This is a genomic window from Pseudomonadota bacterium, from assembly GCA_016195085.1.
Lineage (GTDB): Bacteria > Pseudomonadota > Alphaproteobacteria > SHVZ01 > SHVZ01 > JACQAG01.
This window is the reverse complement of sequence record JACQAG010000077.1, coordinates 33300-46509: the sequence shown is the minus strand read 5'-3', so window position 1 is coordinate 46509 and position 13210 is coordinate 33300. Positions and strand designations below refer to the sequence as shown.

Below are 13210 nucleotides of genomic sequence, written 5' to 3'. Positions count from 1 at the left end.
GGGGTGGGGCCCCACCCCCCCCCCGACCCTCCCCGCCCGCGCATGAAAGGCGTGACGGATGATCCATCCTGCCAGACCACGACCTCGCGGCCGTACCGGCTTCGGCCGCGTCGTCCTGATCGGCCTCCTCGCCGCCTTCGTCCTGGCGCCGGTGCTGCGGGCGGACGCGCAAGGGACCGCCACCGACCTGCAGCTCGTGCTTGCGGTCGATGCCTCGGGCAGCGTCAACCAGGCCCGCTTCGAGCTGCAGAAGCAGGGCTATGCCGCCGCCTTCGCCAATCCGAAGGTGCTCCAGGCGATCCGGTCCGGCCGCAACCAGGCGATCGCCGTCACCATGTTTCAGTGGACCGGCCCCGGCATGATCATCGAGGTGGTCAAATGGTCGCTGATCAAGGATACGGCCTCGGCCCTGGCCTTCTCCAATGCGATCGCCGCCGCGCCGCGGCACCTCTTCAGCGGCGGCACCTCGGTCAGCGGCGCCATCGACCACGGCGTGAGGCTGCATCTCACCAGCGGCTTTGCCGCCGGGCGGCGCATCATCGACGTCTCGGGCGACGGCGCCAATAACCGCGGGCGGCCGGCGAGCCAGGCGCGCGACGAAGCGGTTGCCGCCGGCATCGGCATCAACGGTCTGCCGATCCTCAGCCTCGAGCCGGACCTCGACATCTACTACCGCGACAACGTCATCGGCGGCCCAGGCGCCTTCGTCATCGCCATTACCCGCTACGAGGATTTCGCCAACGCCATCCTCAACAAGCTCATCACCGAGATCGCCGGGATCCCCGCCGCGCCCGCGCATCTGGCCGATCTCGGCGGCGTGGAGTGAGGCTAAAAGCCGTCCGTTGCTCGGATAGACTCCTCGTGTCCTGAGCGAGACATTCCTCAATGCATGATGGTGTCTTGGACCGCTTCCGTGCGTCCTTCGACGAGCTCAGGATGAGGTTTTTCTTTCTTCCATGCCGATCTTTCTGCGACGCACAATCTCCCTCATCCTGAGCTCGTCGAAGGACGCACGATCGACGTGCAGGTGCCCGTTTCCATCGACCTTCTCGATCAGGGCTCGCCTACTCGACCGCGCCCTCGGTGATGAGGCGCAAGGCCCGCCAGCGCAGCATGCCGCCGGCGAGATTGGCTGCATCGGCGAGACCGGCGCGCTTCAGGATCTGCGTCGCCTGAGCCGAGCGGCCGCCGGCACGGCAGACCGCGACGATCGGCTTGTCCCGGGGAAGGCCGGAAGCCGCCTCGCCCAGCATTCCCAGCGGCACGAGCCGCGATCCCGGGATATGGCCGAGCGGCCCGCAATATTCGTCCTCCTCGCGCACGTCCAGGACCAGCACCTCTCGCAAGTGCTCTTCGACCCAATGGGGCTCCACCTCCCAGATGCCGGCGAAGGTGAAGGTGAGCGGTCCCCAGGACGGCACCGCGGCGGGTGCGGCTTCTTCGCGTCGTCCGCATTTGAGGTTGGCCGGCACGGCGACCGCCATTTGCTTGGGATGGGCCAGGCCCAGATTGCACATGAAGCCGACGAAATCGTCCTCGCTCAGCTGACCGCCCAAGCGCGGGTTGAAGCGCCGCTCCTCTCCGACGCTGGTGACCGTGAGGCCGCGATAGTCGTGTCCGGGATAGAGGAGGCAGGTCTCCGGCAGCGAGAAGATCTGCGCATGCACGGAGCGATAGAGGGAGCGCGCATCGCCGTCCTGGAAATCGGTGCGCCCGCAGCCGCGAATGAGCAGGCAGTCGCCGGTGAACGCCATGGTCTCGTCATCGAGAACGTAGCTGGCGCAGCCGCCCGTATGTCCGGGTGTGAGCCGCACCTGAAGGTAGCGGCGGCCGAAATTCACCCGCTCGCGATCCTTGAGGTAGCGGTCGGCGCCCTCGGCCCCGGACGCCGCCGCCAGCGCGATGCGGCTGCCCTGGCGCTCCTTGATCGCCCAGGCGCCGGTCACGTGGTCGGCGTGCACATGGGTCTCCAAGGTGAGGGCGAGCTTGAGGCCGAGCTCGCGGAGAAGTGCCGTATCGCGCTGGGCCTGCTCGAAGACGGGATCGATGAGGATCGCCTCGTGGCTCGACCCATCGCCGAGGAGATAGGTGTAGGTGGATGATTGCGGGTCGAAGAGCTGCCGGAAGACCAGCATGGAAGGATGCCCCGGGATTACGCCGGGCAGTATCCGTCCCTTGGCGGTCCGACGGCAACAAAAACTCCGCTAAGTCGATAATTTAGCTAGCCCATTGTCGCATCGCGCGGAGGCGCATCCGCGCAATTGTTTCCGGCGGCGGATAGCTGATATCGTCCGCGCTCGGCAAGCGATCCCATCGCTTGGCACACTCAATCGAACGAGGGAGGTCCCATGACTCTTCGCATCAACTCCGTCGCCCCGGATTTCTCCGCGACGACCACCCAGGGCGACATCAAGTTCCATGATTGGATCGGCAGCGGCTGGGCGATCCTGTTCTCCCACCCGAAGGACTTCACACCGGTCTGCACCACCGAGCTCGGCTACATGGCGCGGCTCAAGCCGGAGTTCGACAAGCGCAACACCAAGATCATCGGGCTCAGCGTCGACCCGGTCGCCGATCACGTCAAATGGTCGAAGGATATCGAGGAGACGCAAGGCTCCAAGGTGACCTATCCGATGATCGGCGATTCCGAGCTCGCGGTCGCCAAGCTCTACGACATGCTGCCGGAGAGCTCCGGAAGCACCTCGGCGGGCCGCACCGCGGTCGACAATCTGACCGTCCGCTCGGTCTTCATCGTCGGGCCGGACAAGAAGATCAAGGCGATGCTGACCTATCCCATGAGCTCGGGGCGGAACTTCGACGAGGTGCTCCGGCTCCTGGACTCCTGCCAGCTGACGGCCAAGCACCAGGTGGCGACACCGGTCAATTGGAAGCAGGGCGAGGATGTCATCATCGTGCCGGCGGTCTCCGACGAGCAGGCAAAGCAGAAATATCCCGCCGGCTGGAAGTCGCCGAAGCCTTATTTGCGCATCGTGCCCCAGCCCAAGGGCTGAGGCGAGGAACCGGGAGAGAGCGGACGACTATGCCCAAGCCCCGCACTAAGCTCAGCCTGCCCGCTCTCGACCCGAGCTCGATTGTCCCGCGCCGGGGCTCGGGCTATCCCAAGCCCTACCGCGATCCCTGCATGGCCCGCGCGAAGCGGACGCTGGGCGATGCCGTGGGCTTGCAGGCCTTCGGCGTCAACTTGGTCGAGCTCGAGCCCGGCGCCTGGTCCTCCCAGCGCCATTGGCACACCCGCGAGGACGAGTTCGTTTATGTGCTGGAGGGCGAGCTCACCTTGGTGAGCGAGGCCGGCAAGCAGGTGCTCAAACCCGGCATGGCGGCGGGCTTCCCCGCCGGCAAGGCGGACGGTCACCATTTCATCAATCGCGGCCGCAAGACCGCGGTCTACCTCGAGGTCGGCAACCGCGAGGCGGGCGATGCCTGCCACTATTCCGATGTCGACCTGCACCTGCCGCCAGCCAAGGTCAGCAGCCACTTCACCCGCAAGAACGGCAAGAAGTACTGAAGCGCGTCCCTCGATCTCCTGCAGTTCGGCGACATGATCCAGGCCATGCGGGCGAGCCCACGCTGAGAACCCGCCAGGCCGGAGCACCTCACGATCGATCCTGGCCAGGCCCCGGCGCGAGCTGCAGAGTGACGATCCTGGCGAAGATCGTCGCCGGAAACACCTGGCCGATGACGGCTTCCAGATTGACCAGGCTGCGGGCGGCCGGATGCACCGGCGCGATGTCGCCGAAGCCGGTCGAGGTGAGCGTCACATAGCTGAAATAGGTGAGGCTGGCACCAACCGCGCGCGGGTCGCTCTCTGGGGGAATGCCGGCGAAGGCACCCGGATCCAGCGAAGTGACGAGCTCGTAGGCACCGACGAAGATCGTGCCGATCGCCAGATAGAGCACGACGGCGCCGAGCACGCGATGATAGGTGATGCGACCGCTGGCGAACACGGCCTTGCCGACGAGGAAGATCAGCACGCCCATGAAAACGAAGTATGAGGCGGCGTGCAGATGTGCCGCAACGGCGGGAGAGGGGTGAACCAGGCCCAAGGAAAGGCCGGCGCTGACGACGAACGCCGCCAGCACGGCACCGACCGCGATAAAGCCCAGCGGCAGCACGAACACGGCGGCCACCACCAACAGCACCAGGATGTTGCTGAAGAGATCCGCCACCGCGGGGCTGGCGGCCTGGAGGGCCGGATTCAGAAACGACTCGAGCGCAAACACGATGGCGAGGACCGTCAGGATCGGATCCTGCGCCTTGAGCCGCCAGCGGGCGAGGCCCTCGCTGTTGCTCTGGGGCATGGGAGCTCCCTCAGCTTCTGGTCGGATGTCGTCTCAGGAAATCGAAGTCGCAGCCCAAGGGCGCCTGCAGCACCTCGTCCCAATAAAGCCGGCGATAGCCGCGCTCGGGCCGGGGCGCCGGCGCGGCCTTGCGGCGCTTCAATTCCGCCGGATCGACCAGGAGATCGAGGCGGCGCTCGTTCACGCTCATGCGGATGCGATCGCCGGTCTTGACCAGGCCCAGGGGGCCGCCGCTCGCCGCATCGGGCGCCACATGCAAGACGATGGTGCCGTAGGCGGTGCCGCTCATGCGCGCATCCGAGATGCGCAGCATGTCCTTGACGCCGGCGCGCGCCAGCTTCGTTGGGATCGGCAGGTATCCCGCTTCCGGCATGCCCGAGGCACTCTTGGGACCAGCATGCTGCAAGACCAACGCGTCGTCGGGTGTTACCTCCAGATCGGGCGCATCGATGCGCGCCGACAGATCTTCTAGGGATGAGAACACCACCACCCTCGCCTCGCGCTCGAACAGCTTGGGGTCGGCGGCGGACCGCTTGAGGATGGCGCCGTCGGGGGCGAGCGAGCCGAACAACGCCACCAGGCCGCCATAGGGAAGATGCGGGTCGGTGAGCGGGCGCACCACGGCGCGGTCGACGAAGCCATCGGCGGCATCCAGGCGCTCGCCCAAGGTCTCGCCGGTCACCGTCAGGCAATCGGTGTGCAGCAGCGGGCGGAGCTCGCGCAAGACCGCGCCGATGCCGCCGGCGACGAACAGATCCTCCATGTAATGCTGTCCGGTCGGCTTCAGATCGACGATGACCGGCGTGGTGTCGCTGAGCTCGTTCAAGCGCTTCAAATCGATGCCGGCGCCGACGCGGCCGGCCACGGCGGCTAGATGCACGATGGCGTTGGTCGAGCCGCCGATGGCCAAGAGCACGCGGATGGCGTTCTCGATCGAGCGCTCGGTGATGATCTTGTCCGGCGTGAGCCTCGTTCGCGCGATCTCCAGGGCGGCGCGCCCCGTGGCCTCCGCCGCCCTGAGCCGGTCGGCATGGACGGCGGGAATGGCCGCGGTGCCGGGCAAGGTCATGCCCAAGGTCTCGGCGATCGCCGCCATGGTGGAGGCCGTACCCATGACCGCGCAGGTGCCGGCCGTGGTGGCAAGGCCGCCTTCGATCCGGTCGATCTCCTCGCGGGCGACCTCGCCGGCCCGGAACTTCGCCCAGAAGCGCCGGCAATCGGTGCAGGCGCCCAAGCGCTCGCCGTGATAGCGATGGGTCAGCATCGGCCCGACCAGAAGCTGGATCGCCGGCCGGCCGGCCGAGGCCAGACCCATGAGCTGCGCCGGCACGGTCTTGTCGCAGCCGCCGATCGCCACCACCGCATCCATCGGCTGCGCCTTGATCATCTCCTCGGTGTCGATCGCCATGAGGTTGCGGAACATGAGGCTGGTCGGCGACAGGAACACCTCGCCCAACGAGATCGTGGGAAACACCATGGGGAGCCCGCCCGCCGCCAGCACGCCGCGCTTCACCGCCTCCACCAGGTCGGGCACCTGGCGGTGGCAGTTGTTGAAACCGCTCCAGGTATTGACGATGCCGACCACCGGCTGCGCCAGGATGGCGTCGGAGTAGCCCATGGACTTGGCGAAGGAGCGGCGGAGATAGAGGGCGAAGTCCGGGTCGCCGTAATTGGTCAAGCCCTGCGCCAGGCCGATTGGGTCAGTCACGGTCGCACTCCCTTAGATGCCGCTTTGGAGTGCCCCCACCCTAACCCTCCCCCACCTGACGGTGGAGGAGGGGACAAGAACGCATGCACTCGTAACTCCCTCCCCCAACTTGTTGGGGGAGGGCTGGGGTGGGGGCATCGTTGGGCCCAGTCGCTCATCCCTTGCGGCGCTCGATCAGCTGCCGGGCGATGATGAGGCGTTGGATCTCGTTGGTGCCTTCGCCGATCAAGAGCAGAGGCGCGTCGCGATACAGGCGCTCGACGATGAATTCCTTCGAATAGCCGTAGCCGCCATGGACGCGCATGGCTTCCAGCGCGTTCAGGGCGGCGGCTTCGCTGGCGAAGAGCTTGGCCATGCCGGCCTCCAGATCGCAGCGCTCGCCCCGGTCATAGACGCGGGCGGCGGCCTCGGTCAGCAGGCGGGCGGCCTCGACCCGGGTTGCCATGTCGGCGAGCTTCAGCTGGATCGCCTGGTGCTCCTGGATCGGCTTGCCGAAGGTCTTGCGCACCGCGGCGTAGGCAAGCGCCTCATCGAGTGCCGCCGCCGCCACGCCGACGCCGCGGGCGGCGACGTTGATGCGCCCCAGCTCGAGTCCGCCCAAGGCCTGCTTCATTCCCTGACCCTCGACGCCGCCGATCAGCCTTTCGGCCGGCACCTTGTAGTCGGAGAAGGCCAGCTCGGCGGTATCGATGCCCTTGTAGCCGAGCTTCTCCAGCTTGCGGCCGACGGTGAAGCCCGGGCCCTTTTCGGCGATCAGCATCGACATGCCGCGGTGGCGCGGCTCGGAAGCGGGGTCGGTCTTGACCAGGAGCGCGAAGCAGGAGCCGTGGATGCCGTTGGAGATCCAGGTCTTGGTGCCGTTGACGCGGTAATGGTCGCCCTCGCGCTTGGCCGTGGTGCGGATCGCCTGCAGATCGGTGCCGCAATCGGGTTCGGTGAGCGCGAGACCGCCGCGGAGCGCGCCCGAGGCAAAGCGCGGCAAGAGATCGGCGCGCTGGGCATCGGTGCCGAAGCGCTCGACGATCGCGGCCAGGATCAGGTGCGAGTTGAAGATGCCGGCCAAGGACATCCACACCCGGCTCACCCGTTCGACGATGGCGGCGTAGGTGAGTGCGGTGAGGCCTAGACCGCCATGGCGCGTGGCGATGGTGGCGCCGAACAGGCCGAGCTCCGCCATCTTCGCCACGATCTCGGCGGGATAGATGTCGTCATGCTCGAGCGCCTGTACCTTCGGCTTCACTTCGCGGGCGAGGAAGCGATCGAGGGCATCGAGGATGGCGCCGTCATCCTCGCTCAGGGCCGGCGTGTTCGTCATGCGCCGTCACGCGGTCGGCCGGGTGCTTCCGGCCTTGGCTCATAAGACACTGCTCGACGCCCCTCTTCCGCCACCGGCCGGTCATTCGGGATATAGCGCCCGGAGCCGCCCACCGGCAAGCCGCCGGCCTTGCCTGGAGCCGGCTTAGCCTAATTGGGTAGTGGGTCAGTTTCGATTTCGGCCTTCGTTGCGCTGGGGAGCGGCCGCCCTCATAGTGTAGGCATGTGGAAAGACCATCACACATGCCCTCATTGTGGGGCTGAATACGACATAACCTACTCAAAAAGCAGTCAGCGAGATTCGGACTCCGCTAGCTGCTCCAAGTGTGGGAAGGAAATGGCATCCTGGAGCCAATCGAATATCCCGCTCTTTCACCTGCGGAAGCCCTCCACCGAGATCAAGCCCTAATGGTCACGAAGCGCCTGAAACGTCCGCGCGACCCGCTCCAGCTCGGCAAGCTGATCGTCGATATCGCCACCGGCCAGGTGGATGATGCCATTGAAGATAAACGGAGCCCGGTCGCGGTAGCCAGGGGTAAGGCGGGCGGCCCCAAAGGGGGCCGTGCGCGAGCCATGAAGCTGACCCCGGAGCAGCGCGCGGAAATTGCCAAGATTGCCGCACAAGCCCGCTGGAAGAAGTCTTAGGCGACTTCGCTGAGCTGCTCTAGTTCCTCAAGGTCAATGGTGAAATTGAACTCGACTTGGATGGGCCGATCAGCCGACTGCCGCTCGTTATAACTATCAACGTCGGTTTTCAATTGCCGGCATTCGCCAAGGATCTGATTCCGGCGATTCGCAACGGCCACCTCCATGAAGGGCCTTTCGGAGTTCAAATCTCCCCATAAGGTCTCCTGCCTGCCGTCCCGCTTCATGCGTGCAGCGTAGTACTTCCTAATGCTACGCCCTCGATGGTCTCGCACATGCTCAAGGCGCATCGCCCGAGCTAGTCGCTCGGCACATTGGCTGATCGCCATCCCTCGAGTGAGTTGATAGCGGTCATGGCTTACGGCCCACTCCGCCATCTGCTGACTACTAGCCGGCCAGGGCTGACCGGATGCCCGATAATCGGAAACCAATCGCTGCAACTGTTCGGTAAGAGTCGCCATCTTATGCTCCGTTAGCGCCCCCAACGGGCGGCACGTTGCCCCAACCATCCGTCAATGCGGTTTGGGAAATGATGTGCCTGACTTTTGTTAGCTGCTTGTGAAAATGCGTGTATGGAACTTCGTCGCGATGTTGCAATTGACCCACGACAAGCCCCGGATGCACGCCAATTCGCCGAGCAAACAAGAGGATCCGTTCTTCTGAATAGAGCGGCCTGACTCGCGTTATGAAATTGTCTAGTTCGGCAGAGGGCACAATAAACTCTGCCGCTTCTGTGTTCGCCCTAACCTCCTCGGGAGGGAGAGAATCCTTTCTTTGAAGGCTTTCGGTTAGTTCAACATCTACAACCACGCCTCCCTGACCATCACGATTTAGGATGTGCTCGATTTCATGCCGCAGAACAAACCAGAAGTTATTAACTCTATCGAACCGAAGCGACATAGCGATCACAGGCGAGTCATTTAGCCAGAATGCCGCTCCGTCAATCTTTGCTCCCGGCAAAAACTCGACGATGACAAAGCGCACGCCAGCATCCGCCAGAAGCTTGGGAACCTGTCTGATCTCCTCCGGAGCAATAAGAAGCTCCTTAAGCTTCCGGAGTGCCCCTCTTAAATTGCGCTCCGCGTATGGCGAGGCGCTCACAGCCTCTGCAAGTTGCTTTGCCCGAAAGAGCCATGCCAATTGAATTGGAGTTCGTTCATCGTATTGCGACGCCTTTGCTGCATGAGCAAACGCTGGCTCTTCATCAATGTCGTTGATAGCAAAGAAGCGACAGACGCGATGTTCAAGAACATCGACGTTCTCAGACGGCTCCATCCAGCCACGCTTCGCCATTTCCCGAATTGGGTATCGAGAAAAAAGCTTGGCGCGGCGCGACACAGCGGCGTCTGGTGCTGCCGTGCTTGCTAGCCGATATGCACTGTCAAGATTCATCCAGTAAAGCGCGTCTGTCCCGAATGCCTCTGCCAAGCCTCGAGCAGTTTCGGGTGTGATCTGCTTCTTGCCCTGGATCAGCTCATTAACGAGCCTCAACGGCCGATCGAGAATTTCGGCAAGGTCTCCCTGCGTCCAGCCGCGAGCCTCTAGCTCCTCGCGAATGAACTCGCCTGGTGAGAAAACCTCTGCCGGCATCCGGTTCAACATGTTTCCACTCCCCCGTCAGTGGTAGTCCGTGATCTCGATGACATAGACCGTCTTCCTTGGCGCTTCGCCTCTGAGTTCAATGATCAGCCTCCACTGATCGTTAAGGCGCATTGAGAATTGCCCTTCGCGGTCCCCCTTCAGCTTTTCGAAGTGCAACGACCGAAGCGCGTAAAAGGTCCTTTCATCGGTTGCGGCTCTGATCTGCTGCATTCGCTTTCGAAACGCCTTCACCACTGCGTCTCCGAAGCCGGCGCTATGCCCGGCTTCGGTTTCTAGGCGGTCCAAGGACTCGTCTTTGAACTCGACGTCCATGGATGTTCCTTATATGCCCTCATACCATCCGTAGTCAATACCACTATTACACATAGTGTAAAAATTGTATTGAAGATGTCTCTCAATTCAAGCATAATGGTCAGTATGAACAAGCTGACTAGCCAGAAGCGCACACAGATCCTCGGGATGATGGTCGAGGGCATGAGCATCCGCGCCATCGCGCGCCTGACCGGGGCCAGCAAGAACACCATCGTGAAGCTGCTGGAGGACGCGGGCCGTGCCTGCGCCGAGTATCAGAACCAGGCGCTTCGCGATCTGCCGTGCAAGCGCTTGCAGCTCGATGAGATCTGGGCCTTCGTCTATACCAAGGCGAAGAACGCTCCGGCTGAGATGAAGGCGAGTGGCGACGCTGGCGACGTATGGACGTGGACGGCGATCTGCGCCGACACCAAGCTAGCAGTTTCGTGGTTCTTCGGCAGCCGTGACGGCGATGCCGCCAAGGCGTTTGTCTGCGACGTAGCGCAGCGCCTAAAGAACCGAGTGCAGATCACGACCGATGGGCACAAGCCGTACATTGAGGCGGTTGAAACCGCGTTCGGCGCCGATGTGGACTACGCCAGGCTGATCAAGATCTATGGACAGACCGACGAGGGCCAGCGCCGCTCCAGCTCGCCGCAGATCATCGGCACCGAGACCCAATGCTGCACCGGCAATCTCGATCCGAGGCACATCAGCACGAGCTATGCAGAGCACGCCAATCTCACGATGAGAATGCACATGCGCCGCTTCACGCGGCTGACGAATGCGTTCTCAAAGAAAGTCGAGAACCATGCGCACGCCGTCGCACTCAACTTCATGTACTACAACTTCGTTCGCATCCATCAGTCGATCCGTTGCACGCCGGCAATGGCCGTTGGCGTCACCAAGACTCTATGGTCAATCGAGGATATCGTGTGCGTAGTCGATGAGTGGGAGATTACCCAAAGGGCCGCTTAGGGGAGGAGACGATGAATCCGATATTGTCCGTAGTGGCTGGAGCTATCGCAGCGACATTAATCAGCGTTGCCGTGCAACAAGCGATCGCACAGACAGGCGCCGCTGGCCGAGATTGCTTTCATGTCGCCTATGCGAATCAAGGCGCCGTTCCCGCAACCGCGATCAAATGGAACAGTTGCACTGGAGATTCGTGGCTTATGTTGAAAGTGGCTCTTCCAGAAAAGCAGGGGAAGCCTAATGGCTTTCTTTGGGAATGGCTGGTGGTTCCGACCGACACAAATTATGCCACCAGTCCAAACTGACCCACTACCCCTAATGGCCGGAGTCAGTATGGGATCGACCATGCGCACTATGATCGTGAAAGAGCCCGGTCGCGCGCTAGAGCCGGCCGGGCCGGCGCCGCACGGACCCGCACAAAGGCCGTGCCAAGCGGCAAAAATTCCGTAGGATTGCCGCATGGACGAGATCTTCGCTCGCCGGGATCTGCTCAAGCCCGAGCGCTTGCGCTGGCTCAGCGCCAAGTCTGACCTGGCCGGCCTCCTCCAGGCCGGAAGCCATCTCGGCGCCATCCTGGCGACGGGCACGGCGCTCTATCTCAGCCTCGGCACGCTTTGGGCCATCCCTTTCTTCCTCGCCCACGGCATCCTCATCAACTTCCTCTATGCCGGTCAGCACGAGCTCAGCCATTGGACCGTGTTCAGGACCAAATGGCTGAATGAGGCCTTGGGCCGGCTGTTCGGCTTTCTCGTGTTCTTTCCCCGCGACTTCGACCAGATCCAGCACTTCGCCCATCACCGGCACACGCAAGACTGGGCGCGGGACGGCGAGCTCGCTCGCCCGCCCTACACCTTCCGCTCCTATCTCATCTGGCTCCTGGGTCCGAGCTATTGGTGGACGCGCTGGACCCGGATCGCGCGCTTGGCCTCCGGCGTGGTGGTCGAGCCCTATATCGCGGACTCGCGCAAGGCCGACGTGATCCGCGAGGCCCGCTGGCATGCCGGCCTCTACGGCGCGATCGCCATCGCCTCGATCGCCTCGGGGAGCTGGGCCGCGGTCATCTATTGGTTGGCGCCGATGCTGCTGGCCAAGTCGGTCCACCAGATGCAGAACACCATCGAGCATCTGGGCCTGGCGCACCTTCCCGATATCTTCAAGAACACCCGCTCGACCCGCACCAACCCGCTCATGCGCTGGCTGTGCTGGAACATGCAGTTCCACACCGCCCATCACGCCTTCCCCGGCGTGCCGTTCAACAAGCTGCCCCAGCTCGATCGGGAGATCTTCGCCGAGAACGGCATCGAGCCCTATCGGATGGGCTATCTCGCCTTCCAGCGTGCCGTGCTGGCCGCACTCTGGCGGGCCGGGAGCGAAGCCGACTATCCCGATGACGCGGCCTGGATCGTCGAGTCCGGCCCGCAGGCTCAGCCGATCTCGCAAGCAGTGCGGGGCTGAGGATCCGAGCGCGCCTGCCCTTGCCCCAGCTGAAGGTCTATCAATCCCTGTGGGCGACCGAGCTGCGCCGGCCCGGCGTTCCGGAGACCCCGGTCGAGGAGCGCTTCCAGCGCGTCAAGGACGCCGGCTATGACGGCATCGCGCTCGACTTGGGCGCGCTCGATCTAGCATCCGCGCGGGCGACATTGCCGCTCTTCGCCCGGACCGGGCTCGAGGGGTTGGTGACGGCGTTCCCGAACGCGATCGAGGATCTGCGTCCCGCTCTCCATCTCGCCAAGGATTTGGGCGCGCCCTTCGTCGTCGTCGTCGGCCAAGTCATGCCCTTGTCGCTGGAGGGCCAGGTCCCGGTGGTGCTGGAATGGCTGGCGCTGGCCAAGGCGGAAGGTGTGGCCCTCCAGTTCGAGACGCATCGCGCCTCGATCACCAACGACCTCTATGCGACCCTCCTGCTCTTGGACGCGGTGCCGGAGATGCGGCTGGCCGCCGACTTGTCGCACTATGTCGTCGACCGGGAGATGACCCTGCCCTTGCGCGCGGAGCTCCATGGCTATGTCAGCCGCATCCTCGAGCGCTCTGACTCCTTCCAGGGACGCATCGCCACGCGCAACCAGATCCAAGTCCCCATCGGCTTCCCCCAGCACCGGAAATGGCTGGAGCTGTTTCTCGGTTGGTGGGAAGAGGGCTTCGCCCGCTGGCGCCGGCGCGCCGGCAGCGCCGACACGCTCATCTTCCTCGCCGAGCTTGGACCGCCTGAATACGCGATGACCGGCGCCGATGGACGGGAGCTCTCCGACCGCTGGGAGGAGGCGCTCGAGCTCAAGCGGCTCGTCCGCGAGGTCTGGGCGCGGCTCGAGTCCGCGAGCACCACGAACCTTGCTCGCTCGCCGCTCAGTTGATCAAA

Annotated in this window: 15 protein-coding genes; 8 read left to right on the top strand and 7 right to left on the bottom strand. The window is 63.9% G+C overall.

Annotation, left to right across the window (positions count from 1 at the left end; genetic code table 11):
* The first annotated feature begins 58 nt into the window (after nt 1-58).
* Complete coding sequence (locus HY058_20850; protein ID MBI3499753.1) at nt 59-826, top strand: DUF1194 domain-containing protein; 768 nt, start codon at nt 59-61, stop codon at nt 824-826.
* Between the two features lie 238 nt (nt 827-1064).
* Here the strand turns inward: HY058_20850 and HY058_20845 are convergent, their stop codons facing one another.
* Nucleotides 1065-2132: an MBL fold metallo-hydrolase gene (locus tag HY058_20845; protein MBI3499752.1), complete on the bottom strand. Its 1068-nt coding sequence runs from the start codon at nt 2130-2132 to the stop codon at nt 1065-1067.
* Between the two features lie 216 nt (nt 2133-2348).
* Between HY058_20845 and HY058_20840 the strand changes: the two genes are divergently transcribed.
* Both HY058_20840 and HY058_20835 read left to right on the top strand, forming a co-directional pair.
* Complete coding sequence (locus tag HY058_20840; GenBank protein ID MBI3499751.1) at nt 2349-3011, top strand: peroxiredoxin; 663 nt, start codon at nt 2349-2351, stop codon at nt 3009-3011.
* A gap of 29 nt (nt 3012-3040) precedes the next feature.
* Entirely contained in the window at nt 3041-3526 is a 486-nt protein-coding gene (locus tag HY058_20835) for a cupin domain-containing protein (GenBank protein MBI3499750.1), read from the top strand.
* An 88-nt stretch (nt 3527-3614) separates the two neighbouring features.
* Here the strand turns inward: HY058_20835 and HY058_20830 are convergent, their stop codons facing one another.
* The 3 genes from HY058_20830 to HY058_20820 form a co-directional block, all read right to left on the bottom strand.
* The gene (locus HY058_20830) at nt 3615-4319 is read right to left on the bottom strand and encodes a two pore domain potassium channel family protein (protein MBI3499749.1); all 705 of its coding nucleotides are present in this window, start codon (nt 4317-4319) and stop codon (nt 3615-3617) included.
* Between the two features lie 10 nt (nt 4320-4329).
* Entirely contained in the window at nt 4330-6027 is a 1698-nt protein-coding gene (locus tag HY058_20825; GenBank protein MBI3499748.1) for a dihydroxy-acid dehydratase, read from the bottom strand.
* Between the two features lie 154 nt (nt 6028-6181).
* Complete coding sequence (locus HY058_20820) at nt 6182-7342, bottom strand: acyl-CoA dehydrogenase family protein (protein ID MBI3499747.1); 1161 nt, start codon at nt 7340-7342, stop codon at nt 6182-6184.
* A gap of 407 nt (nt 7343-7749) precedes the next feature.
* Here HY058_20820 and HY058_20815 point away from each other — a divergent pair, with 407 nt between their 5' ends.
* Nucleotides 7750-7986, top strand: coding sequence for a hypothetical protein (locus HY058_20815; GenBank protein MBI3499746.1), 237 nt, complete (start codon nt 7750-7752; stop codon nt 7984-7986).
* Here HY058_20815 and HY058_20810 read toward each other — a convergent pair.
* The 3 genes from HY058_20810 to HY058_20800 are packed head-to-tail and all read right to left on the bottom strand — an operon-like array spanning nt 7983 to nt 9900.
* Nucleotides 7983-8447 (bottom strand): hypothetical protein, encoded by a 465-nt coding sequence (locus HY058_20810; GenBank protein ID MBI3499745.1) that lies wholly within the window; start codon nt 8445-8447, stop codon nt 7983-7985. The two genes, HY058_20815 and HY058_20810, sit on opposite strands and share 4 nt — an antisense overlap.
* 1 nt (nt 8448) lies before the next feature.
* Nucleotides 8449-9588, bottom strand: coding sequence for a helix-turn-helix domain-containing protein (locus tag HY058_20805; protein ID MBI3499744.1), 1140 nt, complete (start codon nt 9586-9588; stop codon nt 8449-8451).
* Nucleotides 9589-9603: 15 nt separating this feature from the next.
* Nucleotides 9604-9900 (bottom strand): type II toxin-antitoxin system RelE/ParE family toxin, encoded by a 297-nt coding sequence (locus tag HY058_20800; protein ID MBI3499743.1) that lies wholly within the window; start codon nt 9898-9900, stop codon nt 9604-9606.
* 75 nt (nt 9901-9975) lie between these two features.
* Between HY058_20800 and HY058_20795 the strand changes: the two genes are divergently transcribed.
* The 4 genes from HY058_20795 to HY058_20780 all read left to right on the top strand — a co-directional run bounded on the left by HY058_20795 (nt 9976) and on the right by HY058_20780 (nt 13205).
* On the top strand, nt 9976-10857 hold the full coding sequence (locus HY058_20795) for a helix-turn-helix domain-containing protein (protein ID MBI3499742.1): 882 nt from the start codon (nt 9976-9978) through the stop codon (nt 10855-10857).
* Nucleotides 10858-10868: 11 nt separating this feature from the next.
* Nucleotides 10869-11159 (top strand): hypothetical protein, encoded by a 291-nt coding sequence (locus HY058_20790; protein MBI3499741.1) that lies wholly within the window; start codon nt 10869-10871, stop codon nt 11157-11159.
* A 154-nt stretch (nt 11160-11313) separates the two neighbouring features.
* Nucleotides 11314-12309: a fatty acid desaturase gene (locus HY058_20785; GenBank protein ID MBI3499740.1), complete on the top strand. Its 996-nt coding sequence runs from the start codon at nt 11314-11316 to the stop codon at nt 12307-12309.
* Nucleotides 12310-12329: 20 nt separating this feature from the next.
* Nucleotides 12330-13205 carry a sugar phosphate isomerase/epimerase gene (locus HY058_20780; GenBank protein ID MBI3499739.1) on the top strand — a complete coding sequence of 292 codons (876 nt, stop codon included), beginning with the start codon at nt 12330-12332 and terminating at the stop codon, nt 13203-13205.
* Nucleotides 13206-13210 lie beyond the last annotated feature (5 nt).